The sequence below is a fragment of the Thiomicrorhabdus sp. 6S3-12 genome, from assembly GCF_017571475.1.
Taxonomy (GTDB): Bacteria; Pseudomonadota; Gammaproteobacteria; order Thiomicrospirales; family Thiomicrospiraceae; genus Thiomicrorhabdus.
The window spans coordinates 213,176-227,422 of the sequence record NZ_JAGETW010000003.1; the positions used below are offsets into that span (position 1 = coordinate 213,176).

General features: G+C 51.3%; 15 protein-coding genes. 7 read left to right on the forward strand and 8 right to left on the reverse strand.

Annotated features, from left to right (window positions below):
- Positions 1-127 precede the first annotated feature (127 nt).
- A complete protein-coding gene (locus J3999_RS11975) occupies positions 128-256 on the forward strand; it encodes a hypothetical protein (protein WP_256438079.1) in 129 nt (42 codons plus the stop codon).
- A 107-nt stretch (positions 257-363) separates the two neighbouring features.
- On the forward strand, positions 364-1,614 hold the full coding sequence (gene lysA, locus J3999_RS05245; RefSeq protein ID WP_208126950.1) for a diaminopimelate decarboxylase: 1,251 nt from the start codon (positions 364-366) through the stop codon (positions 1,612-1,614).
- A gap of 105 nt (positions 1,615-1,719) precedes the next feature.
- Here lysA and J3999_RS05250 read toward each other — a convergent pair whose 3' ends face one another.
- From J3999_RS05250 to gcvH, 3 genes are all read right to left on the reverse strand, one after another.
- Positions 1,720-2,955, reverse strand: coding sequence for a hypothetical protein (locus tag J3999_RS05250; protein ID WP_243755317.1), 1,236 nt, complete (start codon positions 2,953-2,955; stop codon positions 1,720-1,722).
- A gap of 17 nt (positions 2,956-2,972) precedes the next feature.
- Complete coding sequence (locus tag J3999_RS05255; protein ID WP_208126896.1) at positions 2,973-4,163, reverse strand: class I SAM-dependent rRNA methyltransferase; 1,191 nt, start codon at positions 4,161-4,163, stop codon at positions 2,973-2,975.
- A gap of 112 nt (positions 4,164-4,275) precedes the next feature.
- Positions 4,276-4,665 carry a glycine cleavage system protein GcvH gene (gene gcvH / locus J3999_RS05260; RefSeq protein ID WP_173284088.1) on the reverse strand — a complete coding sequence of 130 codons (390 nt, stop codon included), beginning with the start codon at positions 4,663-4,665 and terminating at the stop codon, positions 4,276-4,278.
- A gap of 257 nt (positions 4,666-4,922) precedes the next feature.
- Here gcvH and J3999_RS05265 point away from each other — a divergent pair, with 257 nt between their 5' ends.
- A complete protein-coding gene (locus tag J3999_RS05265) occupies positions 4,923-5,390 on the forward strand; it encodes a PAS domain-containing protein (protein WP_208126897.1) in 468 nt (155 codons plus the stop codon).
- Between the two features lie 23 nt (positions 5,391-5,413).
- Here the strand turns inward: J3999_RS05265 and J3999_RS05270 are convergent, their stop codons facing one another.
- The 5 genes from J3999_RS05270 to J3999_RS05290 form a co-directional block, all read right to left on the reverse strand.
- Positions 5,414-6,259 carry a MerR family transcriptional regulator gene (locus tag J3999_RS05270; protein ID WP_208126898.1) on the reverse strand — a complete coding sequence of 282 codons (846 nt, stop codon included), beginning with the start codon at positions 6,257-6,259 and terminating at the stop codon, positions 5,414-5,416.
- Positions 6,260-6,325: 66 nt separating this feature from the next.
- On the reverse strand, positions 6,326-7,783 hold the full coding sequence (locus J3999_RS05275) for a deoxyribodipyrimidine photo-lyase (protein ID WP_208126899.1): 1,458 nt from the start codon (positions 7,781-7,783) through the stop codon (positions 6,326-6,328).
- 73 nt (positions 7,784-7,856) lie between these two features.
- On the reverse strand, positions 7,857-9,089 hold the full coding sequence (locus tag J3999_RS05280) for a cyclopropane-fatty-acyl-phospholipid synthase family protein (protein WP_208126900.1): 1,233 nt from the start codon (positions 9,087-9,089) through the stop codon (positions 7,857-7,859).
- The gene (locus J3999_RS05285; protein WP_208126901.1) at positions 9,083-9,907 is read right to left on the reverse strand and encodes a DUF1365 domain-containing protein; all 825 of its coding nucleotides are present in this window, start codon (positions 9,905-9,907) and stop codon (positions 9,083-9,085) included. The genes J3999_RS05280 and J3999_RS05285 overlap by 7 nt, the downstream gene beginning before the upstream one ends.
- Positions 9,904-11,214, reverse strand: a complete 1,311-nt coding sequence (locus J3999_RS05290; protein WP_243755318.1) for an NAD(P)/FAD-dependent oxidoreductase — start codon at positions 11,212-11,214, stop codon at positions 9,904-9,906. Before J3999_RS05290 ends, J3999_RS05285 begins: the two co-directional genes overlap by 4 nt.
- A gap of 300 nt (positions 11,215-11,514) precedes the next feature.
- Here J3999_RS05290 and J3999_RS05295 point away from each other — a divergent pair, with 300 nt between their 5' ends.
- The 4 genes from J3999_RS05295 to msrA all read left to right on the forward strand — a co-directional run bounded on the left by J3999_RS05295 (position 11,515) and on the right by msrA (position 13,926).
- Positions 11,515-12,288 carry an SDR family oxidoreductase gene (locus J3999_RS05295; protein ID WP_208126902.1) on the forward strand — a complete coding sequence of 258 codons (774 nt, stop codon included), beginning with the start codon at positions 11,515-11,517 and terminating at the stop codon, positions 12,286-12,288.
- On the forward strand, positions 12,281-12,739 hold the full coding sequence (locus J3999_RS05300) for a nuclear transport factor 2 family protein (protein WP_208126903.1): 459 nt from the start codon (positions 12,281-12,283) through the stop codon (positions 12,737-12,739). The genes J3999_RS05295 and J3999_RS05300 overlap by 8 nt, the downstream gene beginning before the upstream one ends.
- Before the next feature lie 95 nt (positions 12,740-12,834).
- Positions 12,835-13,374: a peroxiredoxin gene (locus J3999_RS05305; protein WP_208126904.1), complete on the forward strand. Its 540-nt coding sequence runs from the start codon at positions 12,835-12,837 to the stop codon at positions 13,372-13,374.
- A complete protein-coding gene (gene msrA, locus J3999_RS05310) occupies positions 13,375-13,926 on the forward strand; it encodes a peptide-methionine (S)-S-oxide reductase MsrA (RefSeq protein ID WP_208126905.1) in 552 nt (183 codons plus the stop codon).
- Positions 13,927-14,247 lie beyond the last annotated feature (321 nt).

Here is a 14,247-nt window from a genome sequence, read left to right on the forward strand (position 1 = left end):
TTGAGATTTAGCACCACTTTACCAAGCCGTAACAAGAATACAATTGTAAATCGTCCAAAAGCGCCGGTCTCTGGTAAAATAGCCGCCATTCAACGAACTATCGGAAGTAAACCTCAGGAAAGGCTCTATGAAAACCCTTCTGTGTGTAGTGTGCATGCTGATCGCTCTCAGTGGCTGCGGCAAAAAAAGCGACTTGACCTTGCCCGACGAACCGCAACAAAGTCTGTCGGGGCTAAGCGACAATCAGCACCCTTAAAAACTTCCTTAATCCGCTTAAAGTTCCGATAAAGAACGCAGCCCTCGACCAAACGGAAAAACCAAGCGGATTTTATCGCCGAATTCAGATTTTCAGGACTTAACATGATGACTCCATTCACCTATCAAAACGGCACCCTGTTTGCCGAGAACGTATCCCTGGCGCAACTGGCCGAAAACTACGGAACGCCGCTGTATGTTTATTCACGCAGCGAACTGGAAAACCGCTGGAACGCTTTCGATCAGGCTTTCGGAAAACAGCCACATCTTGTCTGTTATGCGGTCAAAACCAACTCCAACATTGCCGTTCTCAATGTACTGGCAAAACTAGGAGCCGGTTTCGATATCGTTTCACAAGGCGAACTGGAAAGAGTGCTGCGTGCCGGCGGCGATCCGAAGAAAGTGGTTTTTTCCGGGGTTGCCAAGCAGCCTGTGGAAATCCGCCGCGCGCTGGAAGTCGGCATCCGCTGCTTCAATATCGAATCCCATGCCGAACTGGACCGCATTCAGCAGGTTGCCGAAGAGATGGATCAGGTCGCCTCTGTGTCGATTCGCGTCAACCCGGATGTCGATGCCAAAACGCACCCTTATATTTCCACCGGTTTGAAAGACAACAAATTCGGTGTAGATATCAACACCGCCCCGGAACTCTACCAGAAGGCCGCGGACTGCAGTCATGTCAAACCGGTCGGAATCGACTGCCACATCGGTTCGCAGCTGACCGAAATCACTCCTTTCGTCGATGCTCTAGAGCGTGTTTTGGCGCTGAAGAATACCTTGCAAGAACAGGGAATCGAAATCCATCACCTGGATCTCGGCGGCGGTCTGGGCATTACCTATACCGATGAGACCCCTCCGGCCATCAGCGACTATATCGGTGCGCTTCTAGACAAGCTGAACGATCCGGATATGGAAGTCATTATTGAACCGGGGCGAGCCATTGCCGGAAACGCCGGCGTACTGTTGACGCAGGTCGAATTCCTTAAGCCGACCGAGCATAAGAATTTTGCGATTATCGACGCCGCCATGAACGATTTGATCCGTCCGGCTCTATATCAATCCTATCAGGACATTGTCGCCGTTACGCCGCGTGAAGACGGGCTGCAAGCGCAATGGGATCTAGTCGGTCCGGTCTGCGAAACCGGCGATTTCCTTGGTAAAGACCGCTCGCTTAACCTGCAGACTGGCGATCTACTGGCGGTTAAATCCGCCGGCGCTTACGGCTTCACCATGGCCTCCAACTACAACACCCGCCCCCGCGCGGCGGAGATCATGGTTGACGGCGACCGGACGCATCTGATCCGACGCCGTGAAACCTACGACGACCTGATCGGTCTGGAAACACTGATCGAGGACTAAGCTCGCCTCGCTCTGAAAAAGAAAAAGCCCGCGGATAATCTCTTATCCGGCGGGCTTTTTTTATGATTTATGACATCTATTTATCGTTCGCGTCGCGCTATCCGCTTATTCCGCGTTTTTAGGCAATTGCTGCAACAGCCATAGATGCAGATCGCTGAGTTGCCTGGCCTGCGCCAGACAGTTATCCTCGCCGCGGATTTTCAAAACCTGAGCCTGAATTTCAGGTTGCGAAACATCCGGCCATTTGATTTCGGCCGCCCACAGACGAACATCCCCATCGTCCGAGCTCTCGCGCCAAACCACAATCGAATGCTGCGGCGGCATGACCTTGGCAAGCAACCACCACGGATGCTGTAGCACGCGACTGATAAAAAGCAATTCTTCTTCACGCTCGATGACTTTCGGCTGCTCGCTGATAAAGCCGCTGTCTACAGAGCGCTGCCCGCTTTCAGGCATAGCTTCCGACAGCCACTGCTGATAAAGGCGCTCGACATCGGTCAGAAAACGGCATTCGGCCAGTTGCGCGATCTTGTCCTCTGCATCGAGCAACCCCAGTAACAGTAAAGCATCCTCAAGCAAAGCGACCATTGCCTGACACTGCAACGGACGACAAGGCAATTGCGCCAGCGATTTATGCAACCGGCTGCCGATCAGTTGCGGGAAACCGGCCGCCAGAGACAACGCCATCGAATTGATCCGCGGCAGCGCCTGCAGACCGTTGAGGCGCTTGGGGTCGATAATGCAGGCTTCAATCTGTTCAGCAATCTGTTGATTAACAAAGCGCAGACGCAAATTGCGTAACAGTTTGACCGTCTCCGCCTTACCCGGCCAACCGAGCTGCTGAACCATTTGCTGCCGGTTGCCGGCCATCAGAGCCACGACATCCGGTTCGGACAGACCGCTGGTCACCAGACGCCATGCCAGCATCGGGGACTGATCCAACAGTTCGAAAAGCTGCGGGTATTTGGCTGCATAATGCAACAGCGTCAGCTGATGGGAAGGGAAAAGACGGCACGAGTCCTGAACCCATTTGGGAATCTGCTTCAACCACGGATCCGTCTCCCGGTTTTTCGGCCACTCGAACGGTTTGATAAAATCGGGATACTCGGGAATCGGCTCGCCATCGAGCATCATCTTGTCCCAACTCGGCAGAGATATAACCCCCATCTCCGGGAACAGTTTACGCGCATCGACCCAAAGCACCTGATCGAACTCTTCCCAGTAGCAGAACTTGCTCAGATGCTTCTGGCGCAGATCCAAAGACGAGCTTTGTGCAAACTGCACCAGCGGTCTCTGTGGCGAACCGGAGAGTGTTGATCGGAATTGCAGGCCGGATTTCATCGCATCACATCCGTCATTTACCAGCTGGCACCGACCTTGAAGAACAGGGTCTTGATATACTCGGTCTCACCGATAGCCGGGTGTACCGGATGATCCGGTCCCTGATGCCCCTGATCGAACAGCTGAACCTGGCGGTCGATATGACGACCGGCCATCTGCACCGCCTGTAAAAGCTGATCGCGGGTCAGATGGTGAGAGCAGGAAGCCGACACCAGAATGCCGTCTTTTTCCAGAACGCGCATGGCCAGTTCATTGATGCGTTTATAGGCCTCAAAGCCCTGTTTGAAGTCTTTCTTGCGCTTGATAAAAGCCGGAGGATCAACAATGACAACATCGTATTTGTGCGCTTCCGCTTTGAGGGCATTCAATACATCAAACGCATTGCCCTGAATTGTGATCAGTTTATCCGCTACGCCGTTCAAGGCCGCATTGGTATCTACGCCGTCCAGCGCCAATTCCGATGCATCGACACAAGTAACTTCCTCGGCACCGGCATTGGCCGCAGCCACTCCCCAGCCTCCAAGGTAGCTGAAAACATCCAGAACGCGCTTGCCTTGCACCAGTTGCTGCAAACGTGCGCGTGACTGACGGTGATCATAGAACCAGCCGGTTTTCTGCCCTTCCTGAATCGGTACCGCAAACTTGGTGTTATTTTCTTCGATCACCAGTTCTTGCGGTAAATCGCCGATCACCTCTTCATCCAGAGAGAGTCCTTCCAGCTCGCGAGCACCGATATTATTTTTCAAGACGACCGCCTGCGGATGGTAGAGGTTTTCCAGCACCTGCAGAATATCCGTTTTAACCGCTTCCATACCGGCGGTGGAAATCTGTACCGAGAAGACATCGCCAAAACGGTCGATCACCAGCCCCGGCAGGCCGTCTGCTTCGGCAAACACCAGACGATAATACGGCTTGTCGAAACTCAGTTCGCGCAGCGCCTGCGCCGCCTGAATACGCTTTTTAAGAAACTTCATGTTCAGTTCAAGCTTGGCGCTGCGGCTTAATATACGTGCGCAGATCAGAGTATTCGGATTGACATACCCCATACCCAGCGGCTTACCGTTACTGGCTTCGATAATGACCTGCTGACCGGGAGCGAACTCTTTCAAAGGGGTCTCCTTGGTATCGACCTCATTGCTGAAAACCCATAGGTGCCCCTGCTTGATACGGCGCTCTTCATTCTTTTTTAAGCGTAAACTGGCTAACATTGATTTAATTCTCGCTGCAGACCCGAATCTTTACGGGCATTGAAAACAAAAAGAAGAGAGCGTTCTCGGGAACGGTTCTCTTCTTTTGCAAAATTAGAATGCGTGTGAAAGATTATTCGGCGTCGATTTGCGCCTGATAATCTTCATCGCTCAGAAGGTTGTCCAGTTCGGACTCGTCATGTGGCTGAATCTTGAACAGCCACCCGCCATCGTAAGGTTCGTCGTTAATCAACTCAGGCTCGTCTTCCAGCGCTTCGTTATAAGCGACGATCTCTCCGCTCAGCGGTGCAAAAATGTCCGATGCCGATTTGACCGACTCCAGAGACATCACTTCTTCGCCCTGCGCAACATCCGATCCCAACTCGGGAAAAGTAACGCTCATCAGCTCACCCAGAGCCTCCTGAGCGAAATCGGTAATTCCAACAACCGCCAAGCCGTCTTCATCAATATAGACCCACTCGTGACTATCGGCATATTTTAAATGATTCGGTAAGACACTCATCACAAATTCCTTTGATACGTTTTTGGCAAATCATAACATCAATTAAAGGGAAGTTGCTAAGAACTCATAAGCCATTCTCGAAAGAACTTCTAAAAAGCGAATTTCCGGTCATTTTACAAACTCACTACTGCACTTAAAGGACCTCTGCGGAGGCATTATCTTCCCTTGCACTGCGCCAGAAAAAAAGCATTTGGGAAATAGTTGCCGCCCATATAGGCCTTGGATACAATGGTGGCAATTCTACTGACGGTGGCCTTATGAAAGACCCTAAATTGCGCAATGCACTTCTCTTGCAACTCGTTGAGCAGGCTCAGGACGGGATTGTCGTAGCGGAGAAAGAGGGCGAAGATACCATTCTGATCTATGTCAATCCCGCCTTTGAGAAGCTGACCGGCTACAGCGCCGATGAAATCCTCTATCAAGACTGTCGCTTTCTTCAGGGAGATGACACCCATAAGGAATCGGTACATAAAATCCGTGAAGCAATTGATAGCAGCCAACCGGTGCGCACTATCCTGAAAAACTACCGCAAAGACGGTTCGCATTTCTGGAATGAACTCAGCGTCACCCCCTTCTATGACGAACACGATCGACTGACTTACTATATCGGCATTCAAAAAGACGTGACAGAACAGGTCGAGCTGCAAATGGCTCTGGAAACGGCCGAAAAGAAAATTGCCGAACTCGAAGCCAAGTTGAAAGCAAAAAATTCAGGCGCCAATTAAGCCTGCCTGCCATCATGGCAGATTTAGAAAGAAGCCGCCTGAATCTGCGGAAGTTCAGCAAACAGCTTGCGGTAAGATTTCAGCTCCATCTGTACGGCCGGCGTCTTCTCCATGCGGCCCTCTTCAAGGGTTACGAAAACACTGGCCAATCCCGGATAGCCGGTTTCTTCGGCAAATTCAGCCAGACTCCTTTCCGCCAGCATGACAAGGCCACAGCACTGTAATTGCTTTAACGCCTGAGTGGACGGCAGCGGTTTGATTCCACCCAGAAACGGCACAATTCCCTGATGACTTAACCAGAGTCCGCACAGAACCTGCGCCAACTGGGAGTCAACTTTCGAGCTGGAGGCGACATAAACGTTTTGACAATGCCGATGGCCTTTAAGACTCTTAAGACGCTGTTGCGCAAAATACAGACGTGAATACAAACGGGGCAAGAGCGCACTCTCCCAGCAGATTCTGGCAGACACATCATGCAGATCCACATCCAACTCGCATAACACCTGCAGAGCGGACAGCTCGTCAAATTCAACAAACAGCGAGTCGAGCGCGGTCTGCAAAGCGGCGTAATCACCACTCTGCGCGCTGGCTGCGAGCGTATTGGCGATAGAACGCAACTCATTCGGCGCTTCGGAAGCTTGCGGACTTTCCTGCAAGATCGCCTTGACCTGACTGATCGCAACCCCCTGCCGAGTCAGATCCACCGCACGCTTGAGGACCTCGATGTGCTCGTCGGTATAGAGTCGATGCCCGCTTTCAGTCCGTACCGGTTCCACCAAACCATAACGACGCTCCCAGGCTCGCAAGGTAATTGCATTTACGCCGGTCAGTCGCGAGACCTCGCGAATTGGATAAAGAGGTTGGTCCATGGCACTCGATCACAGTCAATTAAATTCAAGTCCGCCTATCTTAGACAAGAACGCCCTAAGGCGCAATTAGGCACGCTTCCCGCTCCGTTTGAGTTCGTCGACCCTTAGCAGGTGTTGCGCCCTGCTGCGTTTTAAGTCGACAACCGGATACGGATAATGTTTGCCCAGGTTAATTCCCTTGAGCACACACTCCTGCGGATAGAGCCATGGCGCGTGAATCGCTTTGCTTGAAAGCATTCGCAACTCCGGCACCCATTTGCGGATGTAATCGCCTTGGGCATCAAACTTCTCGCTCTGGCGCAAAGGATTAAAAAGCCGGTAGTAAGGCGCCGCATCGACACCGCACCCTGCAACCCACTGCCAGCCCATGGCATTATTCGCCGGGTCGGCGTCCAGCAGCGTGTCTGCAAACCAGGCCTGTCCGAGACGCCAATTCGCATTGAGATCTTTTGTCAGCAGCGAAGCAACCAGCATCCGCACACGGTTGTGCATATAGCCCGTCTCCCAAAGCTCGCGCATGCCGGCATCAATTATCGGAATTCCGGTGTGTCCGCTTTGCCATGCACAGAGCGACTCGGCATCATTCTGCCAGGACATATCGGCAAACTTCTGCTGAAAAGGCTCGGTTTCCGTATTCGGGAAAAACCATAACAGCAGACGGGCAAACTCGCGCCACAGAAGCTGTCTAAGCCACGGCTGGGCGTTTAGTTGCGGGTTCTCTTCCGCACAGGCAGTTAATTCGAAATAAATCGCCCGCGCGGAGATTTCTCCGAAATGCAGATAAGCAGAGAGTCGGCTGGTTGCATCCAATGCCGGAAAATCACGGTCATGATGGTAATCGATAATATTTTGCGTGATAAACCCTTGCAGCTGCCGCCACGCCGCATCCTCTCCGGGCTGCCAGTATTGCATCAGCTTTTGCGCCCAGGGCTGACACTGAATTTCCCGCAGACTCTGTGGCAATTCAAAGCGTTCACCGGGTAACTGCGGCCAGCGTAACTTAAGCCACTCTTTTTCCTGATTAACTGCACTCTCATCCAACGGCTGCAATGTCGGCAGTTTGTCCAGAACCGCTTTGTAGAACGGGGTAAAAACGACATAGGGATTGCCCTGTTTATTGACGACTTCGCCGGGCGTAAACCAGAATTCCGAGTGAAACGGCTGCAGAGCCACTTGGCGTTTTTTGCACAGTTGCAAAGCAAGATTCTGCATTTCCGTAAATGGCTGGCCGACCTGAACACTGTAGAAGACCTGCTGTGGTTCAATCTCCTCCAAAGCCAACGCAAACTGCTGCGCAAAATCACCACTGTACAGCAAAAGCTCCGCTCCCTTCTGCCGTAGCGAGGCTTGCAGCCGAAGCAGGCTGTGCGCAAGCCAGGCACTATTGGCCTGGCCCAGTGCTCGTTGCGGGTCATGAAAATAGACCAGCGCTACTTTGTCGGCCTGCGCAACCGCAGTTTGCAAAGCGGGAAGATGACTTAAACGCAATTCACGCTGAAGCCACACCAATATCGTTTTCCCCATACAATCTCTCCTCGACCCATAGACAGCGTGTTCGACTCATCCTGCTGAATAGCATGCCGCTCGTTAAGCCACCTCAGGAATGCTCCAGCGTGAACTGGTAGACCGAAACCTGCCCACTTTCAAACCCGATTGTGCAGTAATCCAGATAGTAATTCCAGATCCGCTGAAACGCCTTGTCATATCCCATCTTCTCCAACTGGTCGCTATGGTGATTGAAGCGCTGTTTCCAGAGTTGGCAGGTGGTCGCGTAATCCGCACCGAAGTCGAGACGATTAACAATTTTAAAACCGTGTGCGTTGCTCAGAGCTTCAAGCTGTGCGACACTCGGCAACAAACCACCCGGGAAGATGTACGCTTGGATAAAATCTACCCCGGACTGATAACTTTCAGCTTGTTGATCGGCAATCGTAATCACCTGCAACAGCGCTTTGCCGTCTTTTTTAAGCCGCTGTTTCAGCATTGTAAAATAGCTGTCCCAGTAGGATTTTCCGACCGCTTCAAACATCTCAATCGAAACGACATGATCATACTGGCGGCTTTCGTGACGGTAGTCCTGCAAAACCACCTCGTAACGCTCGCGCGGAAATTCTTTGAGGCGCTGCAATGCATATTTTTGCTGTTCTGCCGATAACGTCAGCCCTGTGATGCTTGCCCCTCTTTCCAGGGCACACTGCATAAAGCCTCCCCAACCGCAACCAACCTCCAGGATATGCTCACCGCCGGCAATCCCGAGTTCATTCAGAATACGCTGGTTTTTGACCATTTGAGCCTGTTGCAGGGAGAAGGTATCGCCCTGGAAAATCCCGCTTGAATAGGTCATAGCCGAATCCAGCCAGAGCGCATAAAAGTCATTTCCCAGATCGTAGTGATAGGAGACATTGCGGCGGCTGTTCGCCAGAGAATTGTGTCGTTTTCGGTGCTGCCACAAATGCCGCCAACGACCAAACCGGTTGCTCAGCAGAGAATCAAATTGCTCGACATTAAGATGCGCCAGTTTCAGAAGGCGGTAAACAGAGGTTGTTTCAACGGCGCCCTCAAAATAAGCCTGAGCAAATCCCAAATCACCCTGCGTTTTGAGCAGCCAGTATGTCCGCAAAGGACGCACGACAATCAGTTCGGCATGCGGTCCAGGCTGACCGCCTTCATAACGACGGCTTCGGCGATCGTCGAAAGTCAGCGTCAGGCTACCGTATTTCAATCGATCGAAAGGCAGCTTCAACAGCATATACTGGATCCACGAAGGTGCAATGAAACGTTCGCAGACGCTACCCAATAAAGTTCGGCTGGTGGTGAAGTTTTTCAACATAACTGCATCTCCGAGTGTGAGTATTTAACTTTTTTCAGTGCCTTAGGGGTGCGGTGAAATTTACCGCCCATAAACCAGATCTTTAAGGCCCACCAGTGAATCATGGTCAACACCTTGAGACTGTTAAAAGGCATCGCCAAAGCGGCTCTCAACAGCGACTGACGCGTCAGAGGCAAGGCGGTTGCCGCTTGAGTCGCCACCAGCATCGGCTGCTGCCGACAGCTCTGGTAGATACCCAAGTGAAAAGTATCTCCCGGCGCTTTAAGGCGAAAACGGTATTCGCAGTCCATATCGATAAACGGGGAAACGTGAAACGCTTTATCCGCTTTGGCCTGCACCATAGTCGCCAGAGGCGATAAAGGTTCGCCGCGGTTACCCAGTACATAGTGGTGCCATTGACCGAAGGTATTGCTCACTTCGCCGACAATTGCGATCAGCCGGTTCTGCTCGTCATAGGCATACCACATCGCCAGCGGATTGAAGATAATTCCCAGAAAACGTGGCGAACAGACCAACTCAATGCGCTGCGGCGCATCTTCTATGCCGTATTCGGCCAAGAGGCTTTCCAGCCACGGACGCCACGGTTTTCCGTCGCGCGCGCCAAAATCCCTGTAATTCAGGCTGTAGAGGTTAAAACGATTCAAAGAAAGAAATTTGCAGATGCCTTTGTGTGCACCTAGCTCTTCTTGAATCCGGTCTATCTCGACTCTCAGACTCATGACTTTGTACTGAAAGGCATAACGCACCGGAAACATCCTTTGATGCATCACCGAGCCAAAATAGACGGCCGATCCTTTCTCATATCCGGACGCATTCATACTTCGGCTCTCCGATTTTCCCACGGCAGAGAAACATTCCACCTCCGCGCCAGATCCACGGCACTGCGCAAACCGTCTTCGTGAAATCCGTAACCGGTGTAGGCACCGACAAACCAGCAGTTCTCCACGCCCTGAAGTCCACTGAGCGATTTCTGAGCCTCCATCGCACCTTGATCAAAGACAGGGTGTTGATACTGAATGCACTCATAAGTCATACGCGCCTCCGGTTCCTGCAATGGATTCAGCGTCACCAGCAGCGGCGTTTTCAGAGGAATATTCTGAAGCTGGTTCATCCAGTAGGTGACCGCGACATGACGCTCTTCACTACAACTCTCACGCAGGTAATTCCAACTCGCCCAGGCCTTTTTACGTCTGGGCATCAGGCGTGGATCACTATGCAGATAAGCGGTGTTCTGCTGATAGTTAAAAGCCTGCATACAGGTGAAGGTCTGTTGCAAAGCGCTATCAAACAGCTGCCAGTTCTGATCCCCATGCGCAGCAAAGACCACATGATCGAAAAGCGCTTCGCCGTTTTCGGTGGTCACCTTCAAGCCGTCTGCGCTTTTAGCAACCCCGCGCACAGGATCGTAAGCGACGGAAAACTTCGCTTTATGCATCAGGGCGTCGATATAGTTTTGCGCGCCCCCTTTTACCGTCTCCCATTGAGGGCGATCCTGAATATTGAGCAGACCATGGTTTTCAAAAAAGCGCAGAAAACTCTCCGCCGGAAAGGCCATCATTGTCTTTACCGGACACGACCAGATTGCAGCCGCCATTGGAAGCAAATAATAGTCGCGCATACGCTGGCTGAAATGATGCATGCGCAAATAGCTCTCAAGATTGAGCGTGTGAAGCTGGCCGTTGAACAGATCTTTTTTGGCTTGTCGGTTGAAGCGTAGAATCTCTGCCAACATTTTCCAGTGTGCGACCGAGAGCAGGTTCCTGCGTTGCGCAAAAAGCGTGTTGAGATTATTGCCCGAATACTCGATTCGCCCCTGATCAACCGATACTGAAAAACTCATTTCGGTATTTTCAATCGGGACCTTGAGGTGCTTAAACATTGCATTCAAATGCGGGTAATTCGGGCGGTTATAAACGATAAAACCAGTATCGACCGGCTGCTCGACGCCTTCAAGCTGCACCGAACAGGTATTGGTATGCCCGCCCAGTCGGGTATTTTTCTCAAACAGCGTGACCCGATGCTTCTGTCCCAGAAACCAGGCACTGGCCAAACCGCTGATCCCGCTGCCGATGACCGCAACACTTTGTCCGGGAGCAATACCGCTTCGCATAACCATTGATTTCATTTCGCACCTTCAGCCTATACAAACCCTTTCTTGAAGTTATACAAAAACCTTTACAAAAATTCAAATTTATTATACAAATTAGTAAAAAAACAGGATGAGCCTTGTAAAAACTCGCAAAATCATCCAGGAAAGCGTAATTTTTGTACAAATCCAAGAGACAGAGCGCCTGTCGGTAGCAACACTGTGCGAAGCGAGGCAAAAAGCTGTACAAGGCTGTACAAGGCTGTACAGCCTCATACACCTTCTTCCCGACCTTTTCTTTTACGGGCCGGTTTACGGATTTACGTTTGAGGCAGTCAAATGGAACAGAAGCAAAACAGCACGGTATGGATAGTCGGCGCTTCGCAAGGCATCGGCCTGGCCTTAAGCCGTCAATTACTGCAAAACGGTTTTACAGTGGTTGCCTCTTCCAGAAAAGCGACCCGGTCTTCAGAGCTTGTTCAGCTCCAACAGCAGTTCAACTCAGGAAAGCTGCATCTTCTCGACTGTGATGTCAGCGAAGAAAACTTACAAAGCTACTGTCAGCAGGCCTGGGAACTGGCCGAAGGTCTCGACTACTGGTTTTACAATGTCGGCGTCTACCAACCGATGAGCGTTTCCGAATGGGACTGGAACAGTTTTAATTTAATGAATCAGAGCAACTATCTTGGCGCAGTCAAACTGATGATTGCGCTGCAACGACTTCAGGCTCAACACGATAAACCGATGCACTGGATATGGAATATCAGTCTGGCCGCCGATTTTGGCCTGCCATACGGTGGAGGTTATTCAGCCCCCAAAGCGGCTCTGCTGAATCTTGCAGAATCGATCGCGCCGGAATTGGCTCGCCAGCGGATTAAACTTCAAGTGATTAACCACGGCTTCGTCAAAACCCGTTTGACCGCAAAAAATCGTTTCCCCATGCCCGGACTGATGGAACCCGACGAAGCGGCACGCAAAATCGTTCCATTGTTCGGGCAGAACCGTTTTGAACTGCGTTTTCCCTGGACCTTGTCGATCATTCTGGGAACGTTGAAACGCCTGCCGAAAAGCTGGAGTCTGTATATAAGTAAAAGGATGTTGAAGGATGACTGACCCGACGAGCGAGTGGCTGGCCGCTTATGCGCACGCTTACGAAAACCTCGAGCTAAACACGCTTCACAGCGGTTTGGGCTCGCTTCTCAACGAACAGATCTATTTTGAGGATCCGTTTAACCGCATTCACGGCAAAGCCGAAACCCTTCGTCTTTTCGAGCATATGTTCGCGACACTTCAGGAACCGAAATTTACCGTTCTCGATATAGCCGTCGGACAGAACGGCAACGGCTATCTTTACTGGCACTTCGACTTCCTGTTCCGACAAAAAAAACAACAGTTCGACGGCATGAGCAAAGTCCTCTTCGACTCCGAAGGCCAAGTCCGCTCACATATTGACTACTGGGATCCGGCCAAACACCTGTACAGCCAGTTCCCGATACTGGGATCGCTTCTGCGCCTTGTCGAACAGCGACTCGCCCTCCCGCAAAAGCGCCAAGCCCGCGCTTGAACAAACTACACGGAAAAAGCCTCACGCTGCCTGCATTGGCATTAAAGCGCCTAAAGGCGCATAATGACCGAATACATAAAGATAAGGAATCCCAGATGTCTCGTTTAACACGGCTGTTTGTCTTCCTGCCTTTTATGACGCTGCTGTTCTCACCTCCCGCGGCAGCGGAACTTAAAACCGGGGATATGGCGCCGAAGTTTGCGCTGTTTGACCAGCATCAGCAATCGGTTTCTCTGCAACAGCAGAGCGGGAACTGGGTCGTACTGTATTTCTATCCGAAAAACGACACGCCCGGCTGCACTACCGAAGCCTGCAGTTTTCGAGACAATATCAATCGGCTGATTGCCCAGCAGGCGGTTATCCTCGGGGTCAGCGTCGACTCGGTCAGCAGTCATCGGAAGTTTGCCGAAAAATATAACCTGCCGTTCAGTCTGCTTGCCGATAAAGACGCCGTGGTTGCTGAAAAGTATGATGCGGTTTTGAATTTGGGTATTGTGAAATTCGCCAAACGCCACAGTTTTATTATCGACCCTCAGGGTCGAATCGCTCGGATCTACCGGAATGTGGATCCGCAGAAACATGTGGCGCAGATTCTTAAAGATCTGCAACAGCTGCAAAGACAAGAGGGAAAATAGATGAACGACACTCAGAACAAAGCTTCGATCGTTTTCGGAATGGGATGTTTCTGGGGTGCGGAAAAGCGCATGAGCGAAATCCCCGGCGTACTTGATGTCGAATCCGGTTATGCCGGAGGAGACAGCACCCTGACTTCTTATCAGGAGGTTCTGACGCTGGAAAAAGCCATACATATCGGAATGACCGACGAGCGCAACCACGCAGAAGTCATCAAGGTCACCTATGATCCTCAACAGGTTGATTTAGAGACATTAATGATCCACTTCTGGCAGAATCACGATCCAACTCAGGGCGACCGTCAGGGAAATGATGTCGGCAGCAATTACCGCAGTGTCATCTACTATCGACAGGAAGACGAGAAACTCTTAGCAGAAAAAACCAGAGATCGTTATCAGCAGGCGTTAACCCAAAGAGGCTACGGTGAAATCACGACTGAAATCGCGCCTTTGAAAAACTACAATCGCGCCGAAGAGTACCATCAGGATTACCTGCAGAAAAACCCGCACGGCTATTGCGGACTGGGTGGAACCGGAGTGCCCTACCCGGACTAAATCTCGGCTTCATTCCGGCTTAAAGCGCCCGCCTTTTTCGCAGGGCTGCTTTACAGAAGAGCGATTGCAATTACTTCCAGTACCGCACCTAGCGCAATTAAAAATGCGCAGTGCAGGCAGGTCTCCAATCCATGAAACCCTTTCATAAAGATCCTTACCTTGTTTCAGATTAAATTAACGATTACGCCGCTTGCGCGGCCCCACTGGTGACCCAGTTTAAGAATCTCGGCCGTTGACTTCAACCTGACATTTTTTATTGGAATATAAAGCCGCTTTCAGGGCAACATTCAGGCTTTTCCCGGGACTGAAAAACCTTATTGG